Raw genomic sequence first — 21,344 nt, 5'->3', positions numbered from 1 at the left:
AATGATTAGAAGCTATATCCGATTCCAAGATTTACAAACGAATTTTTTGTTTCGTAAGCAGGAGCCGTTGGACTAGGATTAATAATGAGTGCGGGATTCTGATCACCTGTAGTTTGCATTCTGACATCGGCTTTGAATACCACATTATTAATTGGTAAATATGTTAATCCAATAACAATATGCTGTTGATCTAAAGTTGGATCGATAATTCCATTTGTAGGAATGTCTGAATTCAAATCCAGTTTTTCATAGCGTGCGAAAGCCATCAGATTTGCTTTGCTATCTGAACTTTTAGATTTATAAACTGAGTAAGCAACTTCAGCATAACCACCAAAAGCCATTGCAGGAGTATTGCTTGCATAAGCACGGTTTATTGATGCTGCTTTGGGAATTGAAACTGTTGCCGCCAGTATTTTGAAAGAAAATCTACCACTGTTATATCTTACATTGGCTTCAGCGATACCAACCGGAGAACCAAAGATCCCGGATTCAAGTTCCAGACTGTCTGCTTCACGTGGAGAAAGTCCTACTGATCCGCCATAATATCCGCTGATCTGGAATTTTAATTTTTTGTATGAATAATCTACAGCACCTGTAAGTGCAAGATTGTTAGCTGATGCATTCCTACCCTCAAATCTTCCACCGCGAATCAGATTTCCATGTTCAAAGCCGGCGGAGTTCAATCCGTTTACAAGCGCTATTGAATATGAAACAGGAAGTTTCGATAAACTTCCGTTGAAACTAACTCCAAGTTCGCGCCATGTTGAAGGTATTACTAATGTTTCTATTCTGTTTCTTTCATTTCCGTTGTACGTTTCCGGCAAATGATTCTGATTTAAAATTCCAATCTGAGGAATAAATAATCCAAACTTCCAGAAATGAGTTGGGTTTACATTATACTGTATATAACATTGTTCAAGTGCAACTTCTCCTCCTTCTTCTCCACCTTCAACTTTAGCATCTTCAACTTCCAGTTCACTGAAAAAAGAAAATTTGCTGTTAAATTTATGTCCAACGAATAAAACAAATCGCTCAAGATTTACTGTCGAAGTTTCCAGGTTATTGTCACGCTGATAAAAAGCATTGCCGTATCCGCCGATTGAAGTTTCATGACTTGTTGTGTCTTTCAGCATTGAATCCTCAGCAGTTACTGAAGTCTGGGCGTGCGATATTTGAATTAGTGCACATGCAGATATTACTAATAATAAACATTTTTTCATACTATTTAGATTGATTCTAATTATTCGGTGGCAAAAGTGCATCTTATTTAGATTAATTCCAAATAAGAGTTCATATTATTTATTAACAGGTATATTTCTGGAATTCAATATAATATATTGTAATCATAGAATAAATTTTAAGTATAACTTAAAAATTACTGATATTTCAGTCCAAAATACAACGATTTGAAAAAAATTCTGACCGGCATTTTAGCGATTATATGTTTGACGCATTGTAAGGATAAAAAAGAGTCTGCACTGACTCCAATTTCCGGAATTTCTTCAAGGATCGAAGATGAGCGTGAAATGCATGCAGATTGGTCAAATGAAAATACTGTTATAGTCCATTCCATTTCTGACCCTGATAATTTGCATCCTACAAATGGAAATTCAGCACCGAGAAGTGAGATCATGCTACTTACACAGCGATCGATCCTATATACAGATTTCGAGAACCAAAGCATGATCGCAGGCCTTGTTAAAACTTCACCTGTTGCATCAGCTGATGGCCTTACATATATATATCAACTGAAACCGGGCCCTGAGTGGGACGATAAAACTCCTTTCACCTTCGAAGATGTACTCTTTACAGCAAAAGCATATTTGTGTCCACTGGTAAATGATCCGGCAGTGAAAACTTACTGGCGGAATCTGAAAAATATTATTCAGGATGAAAATGACAAAAACAAATTTCAGGTAATTATGAAAGCAAGGAACATTCAAAACCAATATTGGTTTGGTTCATTTCCTGTTTTGCAAAGAAAATTTCATGATCCGGGAAATATTCTTGCCAACTATTCTCTGGAACAGTTTAATGATACTTCATTCCGGGCAGAAAATGAAAAAGAGTTAAGCGATTGGGCAAACGAATTTAATTCTGATAAAAATGGTCGTGATCCGAAATATCTTAACGGACTAGGTATGTATAAAGTTGAGCGTTGGGAATCAGGACAATTTATTACGCTTTTAAAAAAGAAGAATCACTGGACAGAAAACTCTCTGGACTATCACGAACATTCTTTTCCTGAAAAAATTATTTACAAGATCAACAAGGACGATAATTCACAACAGCTTGAATTTAAGAATCAGAATTTCGATGTAACAAATAATATTTCTATGAGCGGTTTTCTTGCATTGAATGAAAATGCAACATTCAAAAACAATTACAGCTCATTTGTTTCGCCTACTTACAACTACACTTACATTGGGTTAAATCAACGACCAAAGCAAGCAAACAGAAACCCGCTTTTCACAGATAAAAATACGAGAAGAGCAATTGCTCTGAGTATTTCTATTGAGAAGATCACAAAACTTATTTATGCTCAGTACAGCAGTCAATGCCGGCAAATGATTGCGAATGTTTCACCATTAAAAAAAGAATTCAATTCAGAGCTACAACCATTGAAAGTTGACCTGAAGCAGGCCGCAAAACTTTTAAAGGATTCAAAGTGGACAGATAGTGATAACGATGGAATTCTTGACCGCGTGATCGACGGCAGAAAAATAAATTTTGAAGCTGATCTGAATTATCTGAATACCTCTCCCGATTGGCGCGATATGGCATTATTGATAAGCGAAGAGCTAAAACAAATAGGCGTAAAGATCAATCCTGTTCCAATGGAATTAAAACTATTTATTGAACGCGCAAGATCACATAATTTTGATATGATGCTCGGGAGCTGGGCGGCAGGATCTTTTTCAGAAGACTTCACTCAATTATGGCATACATCAAACTGGAGCAATCATGGATCTAATTATTCCGGATTTGGAAATTATCTGTCAGATGCTCTTATCGATTCTATCCGAACAGAAATAAACATGACGAAAAGAGATTCTCTTTCAAAAGAATTACAGAAAATTATTTACGAAGATCAGCCATATGTATTTTTATATACTTCCATGCGCAGAAATATTATTCACAAGCGTTTTGCGAACAGAATGATCTTTGCTGACAGGCCTGGCACTTTGATAAATCCTTTGAGATTATTGTCAATAAATCCTGTTATAACTCTGCAGAACGGAACTACACCCTGACCTTTGTAAAGAGTACTTTAGAGGTTCAGTAGATTTGACAAATGCAGAAATACCTCTTGAGAAGAATTTTGATATTTATACCCGGATTGTTTATCCTGGTACTTCTCTCATTTTTTTTGCTGAAGAATGCTCCGGGAGATCCGGTTGATCAGATTCTGGCCGGGCAACATCCCGAGATGAATTCTTCTTCTCCTTCAGAAAACGATAATAAAGTCAGAACAGAAATAGAGCACCGGTTAGGATTAGATCTTCCGGTCTTTTACTTTACTTTTTCCGACAAGCATTCGATCATTCCTCCTGTTGAGTTTCACTACCATAATCAATTCTCAAAATGGTTGTTTGGTGATGATCGTTCAAGAGGAATTTTTAGTGGAAATTTTGGAAACTCTTATCTGACCAACGAACCTGTTATCAATATTATTCAATCGAAAGTAGGATGGTCGTTATTCTTTACTTTTATTTCAATATTCTTTGCCTATCTCATCAGTATTCCGCTAGGATTAAAACTGGCATTGATACCGGGATCTAAAAAAGACCGGTTTTACACATTATTATTTACGGTATTATTTTCTATTCCTGCCTTCTGGGTAGCCATGTTTCTTATGTTTTTATTTTGCAATCCGGAGATGATGAATTTATTTCCATCAAGTGGTGTAATGCCCGCAGGTGGATTTGATTCAGGATCATCTGCCACTGAGATTTTCTTTAGTACGCTACCCTATCTCATCATTCCAACTATTACCTATACGTATAGTTCATTTGCATTTCTTACAGGAAATGTAAAAAGCACAATTGGTGATATTTTAAAACAGGATTATATAAGAACAGCAAGAGCAAAAGGACTCAATGAAAAGCGAATTTTATACAAGCATGCTTTACCAAATGCTTTACTTCCATTGATAACAATTTTCAGTCATGTTTTTCCTTATGCAATCGGTGGTTCAGTTGTACTTGAAACGATCTTCAATATTCCGGGAATGGGCCTCACGATATTTCAGAGTATTAGTTCTCAGGATTATCCTGTTGTAATAACTATATTTTTGTTTACCGGTATTATTACAATGCTTGGTTTTCTTTTAAGTGATATACTTTATGCAGTTGCCGATCCAAGAATTTCATTTCAAAATAAGATGAAATGAAAAACAAAACGGCTAGATTTATTTCTCAATTTAATTTTAAACGTCTTCCGGGCATTTTAAAATTCTATTTATTGATAGCCTTATTAGCTCCGGTACTTGCCAATGAAAAGCCTCTGATCATAAAATACAATGGCAATTTACATTTTCCTGCTTTCACTTCAGATCCATATTTTGAAATAATAACCAAGGATGGTCAAAAAGAAAAAATAAGAACCGAAACTATTGACTGGAAAAATCTGAGATCTGATTTCAGCATTTTTACTTTCGTTCAATGGTCACCCGGTCAGTCAGATCTCGAGAATGGAAATTACGCATCGCCCTTTTCCAAACAGTTCTTTATAAATGATCAGGGAGAAAAAGTTGTTCTTCCCTTTTTTCAAAGACATCATCTGGGAACAACCAGAAGCGGTGAAGATGTATTAGCAGGATTGATTCATGGTACAAGGATATCCTTATGGATAGGATTTGCATCAATGTTCATCGCTGGATTTTTTGGAGTTATCATTGGAGGATTAGCAGGATATCTGGGTGATTATAATTTAAAAACACAACGGATCTTTTCAGTTTATTTTTTGCTTGCGGTAATACCTGCATATTATTATTCCTTCATACTTCCATCAGATTTTGTTTCAACCAGCTTCTCACTTTCTATCCTTACAGGAATCATTAGTCTGCTGCTAACCATCTTATTATTCTTTTCAATAATTTTATGGCCTTTATTTTTGAAGATCAGATTTCCGGGGAAAAATTATTTTTCAGAAAGTATTTCTATTCCCGTTGATTTTATAATCATGCGCATCATTGAAATATTCCTTTCACTCCCAAGAATGGTATTAATTCTCACAATTGCTGCAATCAGCAGACCTTCCATCAGTACCTTGATCCTGATCATCGGATTTACTTCATGGACAGATATAGCACGAATCACCAGAGCTGAAGTATTGAAACTAAGAGAAGTAGATTTTATTCTTGCTGAAAAGTCGATTGGTACAAGAATAAAAGACATACTATTTAAGCATATATTACCGAACATTTCACCGGTAATTATAACTGTATTGATATTCGGTGTTGCATCAGCAATTCTGCTTGAAACAGGACTTTCATTCCTTGGTGTTGGACTTCCTGCAGGTACAGTAACATGGGGAACACTGATGTTTGCTGCGAAAGAGAATTTTATGGCTTGGTGGCTCGTTGTATTCCCCGGACTGGCAATTACAGTGTTATTGGTTACGCTCAATAAATATGGAAAGAAACTCTATTGAATAGTAAAACTGTATACGGCTTGTTAACATTTTTTAACGAGTCGATTCATATTGCATTCATTGATTTTTTAATAAAATTGCATTCTGAATCAACACAGAATTTATTTATTCAGACAATCGGGGGGATCACTTTTACTTTTACAAATCATGGCATATTGCGTGACAAAGGCACACAAAATGTAATAAACAATTAACCGAAAAAAAAATAAGTCTCAGTATCATGGATATTAAAGAAATCAACGAAAAAATTCATCGCGAGTCAGCATTTGTCGAGCTATTGATGATGGAATTAGGAAAAGTCATTGTTGGACAAAAGTACATGACCGAGCGATTGATGATTGGCATGCTTGCGAATGGCCACATCCTGCTTGAAGGTGTTCCCGGATTAGCAAAGACACTTGCGATCAAATCACTTTCATCGGCTATCCATGCCAGATTCAGTCGTATCCAGTTTACTCCGGATCTTTTACCGGCAGATTTAATTGGGACAATGATCTATAATCAAAAACAGGAATCATTCACAGTTCGTAAAGGACCAATATTCGCAAACTTCATTCTAGCAGATGAGATCAACCGTGCTCCCGCTAAAGTGCAAAGTGCTTTACTGGAAGCTATGCAGGAACGACAAGTAACAATTGGTGACAGTACTTTCAAACTTGATGAACCGTTTTTAGTTCTTGCAACACAGAACCCAATCGAACAAGAAGGAACGTATCCATTACCTGAAGCTCAGGTCGATCGTTTCATGTTGAAAATTGTGATCGGCTATCCGACAAAAGAAGATGAAAAGCTTATCATTCGTCAGAATATCAGCAACGATTTTCCAAAAGTATCACCGATGGTGAATATTGAAGAGATCACAAAAGCAAGAAGCGTAGTCCGTGAAGTTTATATGGATGAAAAAATTGAAAAGTATATTGTAGACATTGTTTTTGCATCACGCTCACCGCAAGATTACAATTTAGGAAGCCTTAAACAACTGATCAGTTATGGTGGCTCACCCCGTGCAAGTATCAGCTTAGCTCTTGCAGCCAAAGCCTATGCATTCATTAAACGTCGTGGTTATGTAATCCCTGAAGACGTAAGAGCGATCTGTCATGATGTAATGCGCCACAGAATCGGAGTTACATACGAAGCAGAAGCAGAAAATGTAACCAGTGAATCGATCATTAATGAGATATTGAATGCTGTAGAGGTTCCTTAGTGTTTCGTTTCTCGTTTTTGTCTTTCGCAATTCGTAATCTTTCGAGGAAAGACAAAAAAACAAAAAGAAAAAAGCAAAAAAAACAAAAAGAAGTCATAAGTAGAAATAAAAAAGCACTATTTAAATAGTCATTTTTAGTTATTAATTAAAAAAGTGGAAACAACCGAGTTATTAAAAAAAGTTCGCAAGATCGAGATCAAGACGAGGGGATTATCTTCTCAGATCTTCTCCGGTGAATATCATAGTGCTTTCAAAGGCCGTGGAATGGCTTTTAGTGAGGTGCGTGAATATACAGCGGGTGATGATATAAGAATGATCGACTGGAACGTAACTGCCCGGTTTGGTCATCCATTCGTGAAAGTTTTTGAAGAAGAAAGAGAACTGACGGTAATGCTTGTTGTTGATGTCAGCGGCTCTGAGTCATTTGGAACACATAATCAATTCAAGAAAGATCTTATTACCGAATTATGTGCGGTTCTCTCCTTCTCTGCAATTCAGAACAACGATAAAATCGGAATTATTTTCTTTAGTGATGTTATAGAAAAGTTCATTCCGCCTAAAAAAGGAAAGTCTCATATTTTAAGGATCATAAGAGAGCTGATAGAATTTAAACCACTTCATAAAAAAACAAATATTTCAGAAGCACTTCGATACATGGTAAATGTAATCAAGAAGAAATGCATTTGTTTTGTTATCTCTGATTTCCGTGATTCAAAGTTTGAAGATGCATTAAAGCTTGCAAATAAAAAACATGATGTAGTCGCTCTTCAGATCTACGATAAACGGGAAACAGAATTGCCGGATATCGGCTTGATGGAGTTACAGGATTCTGAATCCGAAAAAAGACTGGTAGTAGATACATCTGATGCAAAAGTCAGAGCTTTATACAAGAGAAACTGGGAGATGAATGACAAAAGACTGAAAGAGGTTTTTGCAAAGAGCGGTGTTGATCAGGCTAAAGTAAGAACGGATCAATCATATGTACAACCATTGATGTATCTGTTCAAAAAACGCGGGCGATTAGGTAAATAGAGAATTTAAGTATGTTTAAGAAAATAAAAAATTTCATTATAGTAAATTTCCTTTTTCTGATTTGCATCGGTATAAAAACAAATGCAAGTAGTTCAGAAGGAATCGTAAAGGCATTGGTCGATACAAATCAGATCCGTATCGGAGAACAATTCCATCTGGAGTTGAATGCTATTGCGTATCCAAATACAGAAGTACTTTTTCCTGTTTTGCCTGACACTTTTAATCATTTTGAGATTGTGAACAGAGGGAAAATAGATACTGTCCCTGCATCCAATCCACTTAAATTAAGACAGCAATTTACAGTTACTTCTTTCGACTCCGGTTTTTTTGTTTTACCACCTTTTCCATTTTTAGTCAGAAATTTAAAAAACAGCGTAGCAGATACTTTAACTACTGAAGCTTTGCTGATGGGAGTAAGAACAATTTCTGTTGATACTACAAAAGAAATTAAAGACATCAAACCGTTGATGAATGTTCCTTATCCATGGAAAGAGAAACTTCCATATCTGATCGGCGGACTTTTACTTATAGCAGGATTGATCTATCTCGCAATCCGTTACTCCAAACGGAAAAAAGTTGTAATAATAGCACCACCAAAACCAAAGACACCTGCTCATATCAGAACAATTCAGAAACTTAAATCAATTGAAGAGCAAAAGTTATGGCAGAATGGTTTCGTGAAAAAGTATCATATTGAAGTTTCAGATTCGATAAGGGAATATATTGAAGAACGATTCGGGATTCATGCAATGGAACAAACCAGTGATGAGACTTTGAAATTATTCGGACCAAAACAAATAAGCGCCGGTGAAAAAGAAAAACTGCAGTATATTCTTCAATTGGCCGACATGGTGAAATTTGCGAAAGTAGAACCGATCGCTTTGGAAAACGAACAGACAATTGCCTATGCATATGATTTTGTAAATTCAACTATTCCGGCAGTACAGGTTACAAATGTAAATGATCCGCAAAAAAGTGAGGGGGCTAAATCATGATGTACGGAATTAAATTTGCAAATCCATACTTCTTCCTGTTATTCCTGTTAATTCCGGTAATGATAGCGTTTTATTTTTTCTACCTCAATAAAAAACGTACGCAGATCCAGTTTTCCGGATTTGAAAATTTCGATGGTATGCGGCCATCATTCCGGCAACGATTTCATTATCTCCCATTTGTATTAAAGCTGCTAGCATTTTCATTAGCCATTGTTGCGCTTGCTCGTCCACAATCAAGTTTGAGTGGACGTGATATTAAGACAGAAGGAATTGACATCATGATGGCACTTGACATTTCGTCAAGTATGCTTGCAGAAGATCTGAAACCAAACAGAATTGAAGCAGCCAAAAAAGTTGCAGAGGAATTTATTGATAGTCGTCCTAACGACAGGATCGGATTAGTTGTTTTTGGAGGAGAAAGTTTTACTCAATGTCCACTCACAACAGATCATTCAGTGTTGAAAAACCTTTTCGCCGGAATTCAATCCGGAATTCTTGCAGATGGAACTGCAATTGGTGAAGGATTAGGTACAGCAGTCAACCGGATCAGAAACAGTAGGGCCAAAAGTAAAGTTGTGATATTGCTTACGGATGGTGTCAATAACATCGGATCAATTGCACCTGAAACAGCTGGTGAAATTGCAAAGACATTCGGAATCCGGGTTTATACAATTGGAGTTGGAACCCGCGGAATGGCTCCTTATCCGGTCAAGTCACCTTTTGGAATTCAATATCAGAATGTAGAAGTTCAGATCGACGAACCTGTATTAAAAAAGATAGCTGGTGAAACAGATGGGAAATACTTCCGTGCTACGAATACAGGAAAGTTAAAAGAGATCTATTCAGAGATCGACAAACTGGAAAAGACAAAAATTGATGTAACGGAATTTCATAATTACACAGAAGAATTTTATCCACTTGCTTTAGGTGCCCTCCTATTGCTTGTACTTGACATACTATTAAGATTCACATTATTTAAAAAACTGCCATAAAATGTTTCGATTCGCACATCCGGAATATCTGTATGCTTTGGCAGTCTTGCCTGTCATACTTATTGTCTATTTCTACAATCTTCGATGGAAGAAAAAAGCAAGAAAGAAATTCGGCGATTTATTGTTAGTTGAAAAACTTTCACCGAATGTCTCCAAAACAAAACCTGTCACTAAGCTTGTTTTAATTCTATTTGCAATTGCATTGATTGTAATTGCTTGTGCAAATCCGCAGATAGGAACCAGACTTGAAGAAGTAAAGCGTGAAGGAGTTGATATCATCATTGCATTGGATGTAAGTAATTCAATGAAAGCGCAGGATATTAAACCCAGTCGTCTGGAGAGATCCAAACAATCGATCAGCAGATTAATTGATAAACTAGAGAACGACAGAATAGGAATGATCGTTTTTGCAGGACAGGCTTATGTGCAGTTACCGATCACATCTGACTATGCTGCCGCTAAATTGTTTCTTTCGAATATTGACACTGATCTGATACCTACACAAGGAACATGTATTGGTTGTGCAATAGATCTTGCTACTGAATCGTTTGTTGGAGAAGACAATAAACACAAAGCTCTGATCATTATCACAGATGGAGAAAACCACGAGGACGATGCAATAGAAGCGGCAAAGCAGGCCCATGCAAAAGGAGTAGTCATTCATACAATTGGAATGGGTTCACCCGATGGTGCACCAATTCCTGTTTTCAAGAATGGTATACAAACAGACTTCATGCGGGATAATGCCGGCAACACAGTTATCACAAAACTTGAAACCTTAACTTTAGAACAAATTGCTAATGAAGGCAAAGGTCAGTTTATTCAAGCTTCCAATAGTGATGATGGCCTGGAGACAATTTTAGGTCAGGTAAAGAAAATGGATAAGAAGAGTTTTGGCACAAAACAATTCACAGATTACGAAGATCGTTTTCAGTATTTCCTTGCAGCAGGACTGTTATTACTCCTGATCGAATTTACGATCACAAATAAACGCAGTAAAGTGATTCAACAAATGGATCTTTTCAATGAAAAAAAATAATCAGATGAAAAAGCTCGTGATAAAATATACATCGTCGTTCATTTTGACTTTCGGCATTCTGATGATTGCTTTCAGTCAAAATGGAATTGCACAAAGTAGTTATGACCTGATCAAAAAAGGAAATCAGCAATTCGAGCAAAAAAAATATACTGATGCTGAGGTAAACTATAGAAAGACGATTACATCAGGTAAAAATGTGAAGGAAGGAAGTTATAATCTTGGCAACGCCTATTTCAAACAAGGCAAATTTGACGAAGCAGCGAAGCAATATGAAAGTGCAGGAGCGTTAAAATCGTTAAGTAAGGAAGATGTTTCAAAAATATATCATAATTTAGGTAATGCTTTCCTCAAAGAACAGAAATACCAGGAAAGTATTAATTCGTATAAAAATGCTCTGAAAGCAAATCCGAAAGATAACGATACCAGGTACAACCTCGCTTATGCTCAATCGCGTTTGCAACAGCAGCAACAACAACAGAACAAAGACGACAAGAAGGATCAGAATAAAGAGCAGAAGCAAGATCAACAAAAACAAAATCAGGATCAGCAGAAAAAAGACCAGCAGAAGCAAGAGCAACAGAAAGATCAAGAACAGAAACCAAAAGAAGAAAAGGGCGAACAAAATCAAGCAAAGAAAGATAAGATCTCAAAAGAAGATGCAGATAAAATTCTTCAGGCATTAAATAATGACGAGAAGAAGACGCAGAAAAAAATAAATACGAAAGCAGGAACCAAAATTTCTATTGAGAAACAATGGTAAGTAATAAAGATAAATCAGAATGAACTTAAATATATCAAATATGACAAATCTGTTTGGAAGAATTACTCTTTCTTATCTTGTCATATTCATGTTAGTTTTCATACCGCAATAAAAGCGCAGAATGAAAAACTTACTGCCAGTGCTTCCGCTACAACAATCGCAACCGGTGAACAGGTACAAATTACTTATTCATTGAATGCTTCCGGTAAAGGCTTTAAGGCTCCTACGTTTCAGGATTTTAATGTTGTAATGGGGCCGAGTCAAAGTCAGCAGATGCAGATCATTAATGGGTCCGTTTCTCAAACAATTTCATTTACATATGTTCTGCAAGCTACAAAAGAAGGAGTGTTTAAATTTGGAGCTGCAGAGATCACTGTTGGGTCCAGTAAAATTTATAGTAATCCATTAACTATTACAGTAACTAAAGGCAATCCGCAAGCTAAAAGCCAGGGTAACCAAGGACAGAATAATAACTCTCAAGAAAATACAATTGAAGGTGGAGGTAAAAATGTTTTTATAAAAGCATTTGTCGACAAAACAAATTCTTATCAGGGAGAAGGCATTGTTGTAACGTATAAACTATACTTTACTAAAATGTCGATACTTGACTACGCACCTTCAAAATTCCCTTCATTCACAGGTTTCTGGCAACAGGAAATTGTTTTGCCACAACAAATCGAATTTCATCCTGAGACATATGATGGAGTAAGTTACAATGTCGCTGAGATAAAAAAAATTGTTCTTTTTCCACAACGCGCCGGAACTCTTATTGTTGACCCAATGGAAGCACAGGTAATTGCCCGTGTTCAAATTAAAAAACAACAGCAACAAAAGAGTAATGATCCATTCAGCCAGTTTTTCAATGACCCATTCTTCAATAATCCATTTTTCAATAATAGCGTAAGGGACGTAAAAGTAAATTTGAAAAGTGATCCCATTAAAATTGCTGTAAAGTCGCTTCCAGCAGGAGCACCGGTAGACTTTTCAGGAGCAGTTGGACGACTATCTTGCGAAGTTTCGCTGGACAAAAAAGAAACCAAAGCAAATGAAGCTGTAACGCTGAAAGTAAAAATATCAGGAAAAGGGAATATCAAATTGGTTGAATCTCCAAAAATCACCTTCCCTCCTGATTTCGAAAGTTATGACCCGAAAGAGAATTCAAACATCAATGCAAATAATTCAGGTGTTTCCGGTACAAAGACGTTTGAATATCTGATCATCCCTCGCAATGCCGGAGATTTTAAAATTCCTATCAGTTCATTTATTTATTTTGATCTTGAGAAGAAACAGTATGTAGGAATTGATTTTCCGGACATGATGCTGAAAGTTACAAAAGGTGATGGCAATTCGGTTACAGTTTCAGGCAACGTTCAGAGAAGCGATGTTCAGCTACTTGGAAAAGATATCCGGTTTATTAAAACACAAACTCCGGATTTTAGCAGATCAATGGATCCGATCTTTGGCAGTCCTCTTTTCTATAGTCTGATCGGAGCTCCTGCTCTACTCTTCTTTGTATTACTTGGAGTAAGAAGAAGAAATGAGAAATTAATGGGAAATGTTTCTTTAGTAAAGAGTCAGCGTGCAAATAAAGCAGCAATGAAAAGACTCAGTGCTGCAAAAAAATATCTCAGTTCTAACGAAAAAGATAAATTCCTTGACGAAATGTTCCGCGCGCTATGGGGCTTTATCGGTGACAAACTTCAGATCCCTGTTGCCGATCTGTCAAAAGAAAAAGTTGCGACGGAATTGACGGCTAAAAATGTTGATGAGTCGATCATAAAACAATTTATCGATACAATTGATAGTTGTGAATTTGCAAGATTCGCCGGTGGCATTGCTGACAGCAATGAATCGATCTATCAAAAAGGAATCGATATCATCACCAAATTAGAAGGATCAATTAAATAAAAGAGGCAAACAAAACAAAAATGAAAAAACTCAGCACACTTCTTCTTTTATTCACATTGAGCGCCATTCTATTTGCGCAGAAAAAGGATGCATTAACTTTATTTCATGAAGCTAATATGGCTTATCAGAAGCAGGATTATGCAAAATCAATTTCGCTTTACGAAGAACTGACTAAGAACGGAAATATTTCTGCAGAAGTATACTTCAATCTAGGCAACAGTTATTTCAAAGAAGGCAATGTTCCAAAAGCAATCATCAATTATGAACGTGCAAAAAAACTTGCACCTGACGATGAAGATATCACCTTCAATCTGAAGATAGCTTCATTAAAAGTTGTAGACAGAATCGACAATGTTCCGGAAGTATTTTACAAGAGATGGATTCGTAACATGGCAACTATATTACCGGCCAATACCTGGAGCATTGTATTTGTGATCATGATCTGGCTTGTATTCATGACAGCAGGATTCTATGTTTTCACACAGCGATCTTCAATGAAAAAAGTGAGTTTTATTTCATGCATCATTTTTTCAATCCTGGCAATATCTACTTATATGTTGTCGGCCCGCTCTTATTCTATATCAGCGGTTGAAGAGCAGGCAATTGTAATTTCTTCATCAGTCTATGTAAAAAGTTCACCTGATGAAAAAGGCAATGATCTTTTCATTCTGCATGAAGGAACAAAAGTTGAGGTACTGGAACCATTTGAAGGTTGGAAAAGATCCGTATCGCTAATGGTACAATCGGTTGGTTAAAGATCAACGAGATCGAAAAGATCTAGTAAACCAAAAATGAAAAAAATTGGTTTACTCTCCGACACACATGGCTATTTAGATCCAAAAGTCTTTACACTTTTTGCTGAATGCGATGAGATCTGGCATGCAGGTGACTGGGGCGATGAAAAAGTTTCAAAAGATCTGTCAGCCTTCAAAACACTCAGAGGAGTTTTTGGAAATATCGACGGCACTCCCATTCGGATCTTACATCCGCAAGATCTAATCTTCGATTGCGAAGGCATCAAAGTATTTATTACCCACATCGGAGGTTATCCCGGCAACTATTTTCCTGAAGCCTACAAAAAGATCACCATTCATAAACCCGATCTTTTTATCTGCGGACATTCCCACATCCTCAAAGTAATACCCGACAAAAAAAACAATCTCCTCCACATGAACCCCGGCGCCGCCGGCAAACACGGCTTCCACAAAATAAGAACTATGCTCCGCTTCCACATCGACAATGGAAAGATTGGAGGATTAGAAGCGATTGAGTTGGGACTTCGGGGAACTATAGAAGGTCGTGAGTAGAAGTTGAGGCTTTGGTAGAAACTGTCCCCAGTCACTTCACTGACACACTATCGGTAACAGCTGAAACCACCACCCTCCACAGCCTGTAAAAAGTAACCATTCGCCACAAAGCAACCCCCAAGTCCCGTCAGGGACGCCCTACCGGTAACAGCTAAAACCACCCCCACAGCCAGTAAAAACTAACCAGTCGCCACCCCATAACCCCCAAGTCCCGTCAGGGACGCCCTCCCGGTAACAGGCGGTGTGGTTTTACATGTGACTGTTAAACCCGCACAAACTTGCCTACCGTAACCGGTCAGCAGATCGTACCAAAGCCTCATCACGCTTGATGTATCTTATAGCAGCAAAAAGAAAAATAGCCCAGATCACAGGAATGTAAGTCCCATATAAATAATGAACCTTAGCCTGAAGAGTCGTAGACATTGAATCAGCAGAAAAGAAAAGCAATCCGATCAAACCACAAGTGAGTAATAGTGCGAGATTAATTGCACGAACCTGAAGGTTACGATTCTTGTAAAGGAATATTGAAACAAGAGCCAGTGCGCAAACGGCTCCATTAATAATTGCAAGGATGGCGCTATTAAAAATTGTAAATGTTGTATTGGCTACTTCTGTTCCATCAGGAGGTGTAAGTGGAACATTTTCATTGACCAGTTCATAAACCGGAACATACATTAGTACTATGCTTAAGATCACTACACCAAGTAGAAAAAGCGACTGTATTCTTTGTATCATAAATGAGAGTATTTAAGCTGTTGATTGGAGTGCAAATTAAAGAAATAGTTATAAAATCCTGTATAATCATGAAAAGAAGCCTGAAAAGGAATATTTTTTTATGAATTGTGTAAAAAAAGATATAAAAATCATTGCATGGTTAGGAATAATGCCTTATAATTGTATCGAAATTCAAATCCGCGCTGGATTTTTTATTTATCCGATCCGGAATTTCCCCATTAAACTTATCGAAAATTACGCTTGATAAACCAGGCAAATCTTCATTATTTATTGTGCTATTACTGCATTAAAAAAATCCCCAAACAATCAACAATCCACCGTCAACTAAGGCGGAATTTATAAACCTATAATTTTTCATGTACGATATACTTGAATTAAATGACAAACTCGTAAGTGAGTTAAAAGAAATTGCAAGACTGATGAACCTTCCTAACTACGATGATTTTCGTAAGCAGGAATTGATTTACAAAATTTTAGATCAGCAAGCTTTGCATCCTGAAGAATCAAAAAACATTCGCGAAAATCTTGGCTCGAAAGCTCCTGCAAAAGCTGCGAAAGCAGAAAAAACTGAGAAGCCGGAAAAAGCTGAAGCAAAAGAAACTGCTGCTCCTGTAGAAAAGTCTGCGCCGTCAAAACAAGTTGCTGAAGACGACAATCAAAGTGGTCGCCCAAAACGAAAACGTGTTTCTCCGGTAGAAGATTCAGAAGTAAAGAAAGCTCCAATTGTACTTGAGCCAAGTGTGAAGACACCTCCGATTCGTCAGACTCCCACTCCACAGGTTGCTGCTCCCGCAGCTTCAAATGAAACTGCAGAAAGAACTGAACAAGTTAGTAGTCGTCCGCAAGTCAGAAATGATTTTGAAAATCGTCCACAACCACAGACACAATTTCAGCCCGCACAAAGTCAATTCAACAATTTACCATCCGGACAAACCGGCAATTTTAGTAACCAGAATAATAACAATAATAACTTTCGTCAAAGAGGAAGTTTCGCACCTGAACCACCAATCGATCCGGAAACTCTCATCGCTGTAGATGGTGTTCTGGAGATCATGCCTGATGGATTTGGTTTTTTACGTTCAAGTGATTTTAATTACCTGACATCACCGGATGATGTTTATGTAAATCAGCAACAGATAAAATTATACGGACTAAAGACCGGTGATACTGTAAGAGGTTACGTTCGTCCTCCACGTGAAGGCGAAAAATATTTTCCATTCGTAAAAGTAGAATACATCAATGGACTTGATCCTGCAATTGTGCGTGACCGGATCCATTTCGATTATCTTACTCCACTATTCCCTTACCAGAAATTAAATCTTAGTGGCGACAAGTCGAATTATTCAACACGGATAATGGACATGTTTGCACCGATAGGAAAAGGACAACGTGGATTGATCGTTGCTCAGCCGAAGACAGGTAAAACAATGTTGCTGAAAGATGTTGCCAATGCAATTGCAGCAAATCATCCGGAAGTGTACATGATCATTCTTTTGATCGACGAACGTCCGGAAGAGGTAACAGATATGGCAAGAAGTGTAAAAGCAGAAGTTGTTGCTTCTACATTCGATGAGCCTGCTGAGCGTCACGTAAAGATTGCAAACATAGTATTGGAAAAAGCAAAACGCCTAGTTGAGTGCGGACATGATGTTGTTATCCTGTTAGATTCGATAACACGTCTGGCTCGTGCATATAATACAGTTGCTCCTGCAAGTGGAAAAGTTCTTTCCGGTGGTGTGGAAGCAAATGCACTTCACAAACCAAAAAGATTTTTCGGATCGGCTCGTAAGATAGAGAATGGCGGAAGCTTAACGATCATTGCAACAGCATTGATTGATACAGGTTCAAGAATGGACGAGGTTATCTTCGAAGAATTCAAAGGAACAGGAAATATGGAATTGCAGTTGGATCGTAAGATCTCTAACAAGCGTCTCTTCCCTGCTATTGATCTTGTAGCATCAAGTACACGTCGTGAAGACATGTTGCTTGATAAAGAAATGCTGCAACGTATGTGGATCCTGAGAAATCACCTTGCAGACATGAACCCACTGGAAGCAATGGAATTTATGCTTGACAGAATTCGCGGAACTAAGTCGAATGAGGAGTTTTTAGTCTCGATGAATGCGTAAATGGTGAGTAGTAAGTGGTAAGTAGTAATTAGCACTACTTTCTTTAATACACAAAATATACTTTAAAGGAGCAATGTTCTATTGCTCCTTTTTTTAATTTCTTTAACCAGAATTATTAGTTTTAACTTTTTCTCTAGAATTTAGTAACACTAAATTTCACCAAATCAAAGTAAATACGTGAGGACTGTAACTAGTGCTACTTACCACTTACCACTCACTACTTACTATTCTCCCATTTCCCCCGAAAGCACCACCCTCTTCCCCGTACTCTGCGAATTTGCCGCGCGCACCATTGCTTCGGCAACTTTTGTAACGGGAATACCTTTGTAATCTTTCAATGGGCCAACGAAAAGAAATGATAGTGCTTTAGCTACAGCGATTCCGATTTTTTCACCGGGACGATTTTCTGTTCTGTCACCAATTAATAATGATGGCCGGAAAATCGAAATAGCCGGAATTTCCAGTAAAGAAATATCTCTTTCTACTTCGCCTTTTGTCTTATTGTAAAAAATTCCTGACGATGTATTTGCACCCATAGCAGAAACTAAAAGGAAATGATGAACTTTTAACTGATGCGCCCAACTTGCCAAAGCAAGTGGATACTCATAATCAACTTTCCGGAATGCTTCTTTTGAACCGGCAACTTTCATTGTCGTTCCCAGACAGCAAAACACTTCATCGGCTGATTTGATCTCAGCAAGTGCATAGGGCAATTGATCGTAATCAATCACCAACTCCTCCAATTTGGGGTTGGAATAATTACTGGGTTTTCTCACCAATGAATATACTTTTTCATAACTGCTGCTTTCCAGAAGTATCCGGAGAACTTCTCTGCCTACTAATCCTGTAGAGCCTGCTACTACTGCTATTTTACGTCTGTCTGGAGTCATTTGTGGTTGATTGGAAAGTCTATTCTCTGGAATTTTGAGATTAGAAAGTACAGATTAGAAATTAGAACTGATTTAATAAAGGTATTCAATTATTCTTAAAGTTACTTTGTATAAAAAACAATGCCCCGAAATCAAATCCGGGGCATTCTAAATATTAATCTCTATTTTCAAATTACAAGAATAAGATCAATTCTTCAATAACTCCGGAACATACTTGATCTCGCGCGCATCTTTGACTTTCTCTTTCATAAGAGCCAGGTTGATCACTTCGATCATTTCACTCACATAATGGAATTTCATGTCTTTGATGTAATCTTTCTTTATTTCATCGATGTCTTTCTTGTTGTCTTTTGAAAGAATGATGTCTTTTATTCCTGCACGTTTAGCTGCGAGGATCTTTTCTTTGATTCCACCTACCGGCAATACTTTTCCGCGTAGAGTGATTTCTCCTGTCATTGCTAACTGGCTCTTTACTTTTCTCTGCGTGAATGCAGAAGCAAGTGACGTCAGCATGGTAATTCCGGCTGATGGTCCATCTTTCGGTGTTGCACCTTCAGGAACGTGAATATGTACATCCCATTGATCGAAGATCCTGTAATCTAATTTTAATGAATCACTATGCGCTTTTAAATATGCAAGAGCGATCACTGCAGATTCTTTCATGACCTCACCGAGATTTCCGGTGATCGTGAGTTTGCCTTTGCCTTTGCTTACTGAAGTTTCAACAAATAATATATCGCCACCAACTGATGTCCATGCAAGACCTGTTACAACTCCTGCAACATCGTTGCCTTGATATTTATCTGCCTGAAAAATTGCACCACCTAATATTTTGATCACATCGTCTTCCGTCAGCACAGGATTATATTCTTCATCCATGGCAACTTTCTTTGCAATTCCACGAACCAATGCAGCGATCTTTTTCTCCAATCCACGAACACCAGATTCTCTCGAATACCGGTCAATCATATATTCGATCAACTTCGGTGAAAGCTTCACATGCTCTTTTTTCAAACCATGCGCTTCAAGTTGTTTTGGAACCAAATGCTTTATTGCTATCTGAACTTTTTCTTCAATCGTATATCCATTGATTTCTATGATCTCCATTCTGTCAAGCAATGCCGGTTGCACACGACTTAATGAATTCGCAGTGGCAATGAACAACACATTTGAAAGATCATAATCGATCTCAACATAGTTATCGTAGAAAGTATTGTTCTGTTCCGGATCGAGTACTTCAAGCAATGCTGAAGATGGATCACCATGAAAATCATTTCCTAATTTATCAATTTCATCAAGAACAAAAATTGGATTCGATGACTTTGCTTTTTTCAGATTCTGAATGATACGACCTGGCATAGCACCAATGTACGTTTTACGATGTCCGCGGATCTCCGCTTCATCTCTCAAACCACCAAGCGACATCCTTACATATTTTCTTCCTAATGCTTTTGCAATCGATTTACCAAGAGAAGTTTTTCCAACTCCCGGCGGACCATACAAACACATGATAGGAGATTTCATATCACGCTTTAATTTCAATACAGCAAGGTATTCAAGGATACGAGCTTTTACTTTTTCAAGTCCGTAATGATCTTTATCCAGCACTTTCTGTGCATGCTTCAGATCAAAATTATCGTTGGTAAGTTCATTCCATGGAAGGTCAAGCAACAGTTCAAGGTAATTCAGGATTACTGAATACTCTGCAGCAGCAGGATTCATTCTTGACAAACGATCTGATTCTTTCTTGAAAGTTTCTTCTACTGCTTTACTCCACTTCTTTGTCTTTGCACGTTCTTTTAATTCTGCAACTTCACGGTCGGGAGAATTTCCGCCGAGCTCTTCCTGAATGGTACGTAACTGCTGATTTAAAAAATACTCACGCTGTTGTTTATCGATATCAGTTCTAACTTTACTTTGAATTTGATTTTTCAATTCAAGCATCTGAAGCTCTTTACTCAGATATTCCAGAACACGATTTGCTCTCTCTTTGTGATCAGCGATCTCCAGCAATTCCTGTTTTTTAGAAACATCGAGATTCATATTTGAACAAATGAAATTGATCAGGAATGAATGACTCTCTATATTTCTGATTGCAAAGCCTGCATCAGAAGGAATATTTGGTGAGTGCTGAATAATCTGCAATGCAAGATCTTTCAATGAACCTACAATTGCCATAAATTCTTTATCGGCTGTATTCGCAGACTTCTCAGGAAACGGAACGATCTTACAACGGATGTATGGTTCAGTCTGAACACATTCATCCAGTTTAAAACGGCGCTTTCCCTGAATGATAATAGTTGTATTTCCATCTGGCATGCGCAACATTTTAATTACCTGCGCAACAGTTCCGAATTGATTCAGATCAGGAAAAGATGGATCTTCAATCGCCTGGTCTTTTTGTGCTACAACACCGATGATCTTATCACCTTTGTAAGCATCTTTTATCAGGTTGATTGATTTATCTCTTCCAACAGTAATTGGAATGACAACACCCGGAAATAATACTGTATTTCTCAGTGGGAGAATAGATAAAACTTCGGGAATATCCTGTTTATTCATCTGATCCTCGTCTTCCTGAGAAAGAAGAGGGATGAACTCTGTATCATCATCAATGATATTTGCTAAATGATGAGGAGTCAAATTATTTGAATTTTCTGAAAACATATTTCCGAATATAGTGAACGACAATGTGACA

General features: G+C 37.4%; 17 protein-coding genes. 13 read left to right on the top strand and 4 right to left on the bottom strand.

Annotated elements, in window-relative coordinates; translation table 11 throughout:
* Positions 1-5: 5 nt before the first annotated feature.
* Complete coding sequence (locus IPL24_08790) at positions 6-1,220, bottom strand: hypothetical protein (GenBank protein MBK8363768.1); 1,215 nt, start codon at positions 1,218-1,220, stop codon at positions 6-8.
* A 186-nt stretch (positions 1,221-1,406) separates the two neighbouring features.
* Between IPL24_08790 and IPL24_08785 the strand changes: the two genes are divergently transcribed.
* The 12 genes from IPL24_08785 to IPL24_08730 all read left to right on the top strand — a co-directional run bounded on the left by IPL24_08785 (position 1,407) and on the right by IPL24_08730 (position 14,892).
* Entirely contained in the window at positions 1,407-3,254 is a 1,848-nt protein-coding gene (locus tag IPL24_08785) for a hypothetical protein (protein MBK8363767.1), read from the top strand.
* Between the two features lie 41 nt (positions 3,255-3,295).
* A complete protein-coding gene (locus IPL24_08780; protein MBK8363766.1) occupies positions 3,296-4,393 on the top strand; it encodes an ABC transporter permease in 1,098 nt (365 codons plus the stop codon).
* Positions 4,390-5,655 (top strand): ABC transporter permease, encoded by a 1,266-nt coding sequence (locus IPL24_08775; GenBank protein MBK8363765.1) that lies wholly within the window; start codon positions 4,390-4,392, stop codon positions 5,653-5,655. Before IPL24_08780 ends, IPL24_08775 begins: the two co-directional genes overlap by 4 nt.
* 220 nt (positions 5,656-5,875) lie before the next feature.
* Entirely contained in the window at positions 5,876-6,859 is a 984-nt protein-coding gene (locus IPL24_08770; protein MBK8363764.1) for an AAA family ATPase, read from the top strand.
* Between the two features lie 153 nt (positions 6,860-7,012).
* On the top strand, positions 7,013-7,891 hold the full coding sequence (locus IPL24_08765; protein ID MBK8363763.1) for a DUF58 domain-containing protein: 879 nt from the start codon (positions 7,013-7,015) through the stop codon (positions 7,889-7,891).
* An 11-nt stretch (positions 7,892-7,902) separates the two neighbouring features.
* Positions 7,903-8,886 carry a hypothetical protein gene (locus IPL24_08760; GenBank protein MBK8363762.1) on the top strand — a complete coding sequence of 328 codons (984 nt, stop codon included), beginning with the start codon at positions 7,903-7,905 and terminating at the stop codon, positions 8,884-8,886.
* 8 nt (positions 8,887-8,894) lie between these two features.
* A complete protein-coding gene (locus IPL24_08755; protein MBK8363761.1) occupies positions 8,895-9,878 on the top strand; it encodes a VWA domain-containing protein in 984 nt (327 codons plus the stop codon).
* A gap of 1 nt (position 9,879) precedes the next feature.
* The gene (locus IPL24_08750; GenBank protein MBK8363760.1) at positions 9,880-10,917 is read left to right on the top strand and encodes a VWA domain-containing protein; all 1,038 of its coding nucleotides are present in this window, start codon (positions 9,880-9,882) and stop codon (positions 10,915-10,917) included.
* A gap of 4 nt (positions 10,918-10,921) precedes the next feature.
* Positions 10,922-11,677 (top strand): tetratricopeptide repeat protein, encoded by a 756-nt coding sequence (locus IPL24_08745; protein MBK8363759.1) that lies wholly within the window; start codon positions 10,922-10,924, stop codon positions 11,675-11,677.
* Positions 11,678-11,680: 3 nt separating this feature from the next.
* Positions 11,681-13,585 (top strand): protein BatD, encoded by a 1,905-nt coding sequence (locus IPL24_08740; protein ID MBK8363758.1) that lies wholly within the window; start codon positions 11,681-11,683, stop codon positions 13,583-13,585.
* 20 nt (positions 13,586-13,605) lie between these two features.
* Entirely contained in the window at positions 13,606-14,340 is a 735-nt protein-coding gene (locus IPL24_08735) for a tetratricopeptide repeat protein (protein ID MBK8363757.1), read from the top strand.
* A gap of 36 nt (positions 14,341-14,376) precedes the next feature.
* Entirely contained in the window at positions 14,377-14,892 is a 516-nt protein-coding gene (locus IPL24_08730) for a metallophosphoesterase family protein (protein ID MBK8363756.1), read from the top strand.
* Between the two features lie 282 nt (positions 14,893-15,174).
* On the opposite strand, the gene IPL24_08725 is transcribed toward IPL24_08730, so the two are convergent.
* Complete coding sequence (locus IPL24_08725) at positions 15,175-15,627, bottom strand: DUF4293 domain-containing protein (GenBank protein ID MBK8363755.1); 453 nt, start codon at positions 15,625-15,627, stop codon at positions 15,175-15,177.
* A gap of 356 nt (positions 15,628-15,983) precedes the next feature.
* On the opposite strand from IPL24_08725, the gene rho reads away from it, so the two are divergent.
* A complete protein-coding gene (gene rho, locus IPL24_08720; GenBank protein MBK8363754.1) occupies positions 15,984-17,756 on the top strand; it encodes a transcription termination factor Rho in 1,773 nt (590 codons plus the stop codon).
* 224 nt (positions 17,757-17,980) lie between these two features.
* Here rho and IPL24_08715 read toward each other — a convergent pair whose 3' ends face one another.
* Entirely contained in the window at positions 17,981-18,646 is a 666-nt protein-coding gene (locus IPL24_08715; protein MBK8363753.1) for an oxidoreductase, read from the bottom strand.
* Between the two features lie 186 nt (positions 18,647-18,832).
* On the bottom strand, positions 18,833-21,313 hold the full coding sequence (gene lon, locus IPL24_08710; protein MBK8363752.1) for an endopeptidase La: 2,481 nt from the start codon (positions 21,311-21,313) through the stop codon (positions 18,833-18,835).
* Between the last annotated feature and the right edge of the window lie 31 nt (positions 21,314-21,344).

This window comes from Bacteroidota bacterium (assembly GCA_016711505.1).
GTDB lineage: Bacteria > Bacteroidota > Bacteroidia > AKYH767-A > 2013-40CM-41-45 > JADKIH01.
The sequence above is the reverse complement of the archived record's forward strand: the minus strand, read 5'-3'. Positions and strand labels throughout refer to the sequence as shown.

What these genes read in the sequence shown, in the direction of transcription:
- IPL24_08730 (MBK8363756.1), top strand. Translation starts at nt 14,377, where the DNA reads ATGAAAAAAATTGGTTTACTCTCCGACACACATGGCTATTTAGATCCA.
- lon (MBK8363752.1), bottom strand. Translation starts at nt 21,313, where the DNA reads ATGTTTTCAGAAAATTCAAATAATTTGACTCCTCATCATTTAGCAAAT.
- IPL24_08715 (MBK8363753.1), bottom strand. Translation starts at nt 18,646, where the DNA reads ATGACTCCAGACAGACGTAAAATAGCAGTAGTAGCAGGCTCTACAGGA.
- IPL24_08725 (MBK8363755.1), bottom strand. Translation starts at nt 15,627, where the DNA reads ATGATACAAAGAATACAGTCGCTTTTTCTACTTGGTGTAGTGATCTTA.
- IPL24_08760 (MBK8363762.1), top strand. Translation starts at nt 7,903, where the DNA reads ATGTTTAAGAAAATAAAAAATTTCATTATAGTAAATTTCCTTTTTCTG.
- IPL24_08750 (MBK8363760.1), top strand. Translation starts at nt 9,880, where the DNA reads ATGTTTCGATTCGCACATCCGGAATATCTGTATGCTTTGGCAGTCTTG.
- IPL24_08780 (MBK8363766.1), top strand. Translation starts at nt 3,296, where the DNA reads ATGCAGAAATACCTCTTGAGAAGAATTTTGATATTTATACCCGGATTG.
- IPL24_08775 (MBK8363765.1), top strand. Translation starts at nt 4,390, where the DNA reads ATGAAAAACAAAACGGCTAGATTTATTTCTCAATTTAATTTTAAACGT.
- IPL24_08745 (MBK8363759.1), top strand. Translation starts at nt 10,922, where the DNA reads ATGAAAAAGCTCGTGATAAAATATACATCGTCGTTCATTTTGACTTTC.
- IPL24_08735 (MBK8363757.1), top strand. Translation starts at nt 13,606, where the DNA reads ATGAAAAAACTCAGCACACTTCTTCTTTTATTCACATTGAGCGCCATT.
- IPL24_08790 (MBK8363768.1), bottom strand. Translation starts at nt 1,220, where the DNA reads ATGAAAAAATGTTTATTATTAGTAATATCTGCATGTGCACTAATTCAA.
- IPL24_08770 (MBK8363764.1), top strand. Translation starts at nt 5,876, where the DNA reads ATGGATATTAAAGAAATCAACGAAAAAATTCATCGCGAGTCAGCATTT.
- rho (MBK8363754.1), top strand. Translation starts at nt 15,984, where the DNA reads ATGTACGATATACTTGAATTAAATGACAAACTCGTAAGTGAGTTAAAA.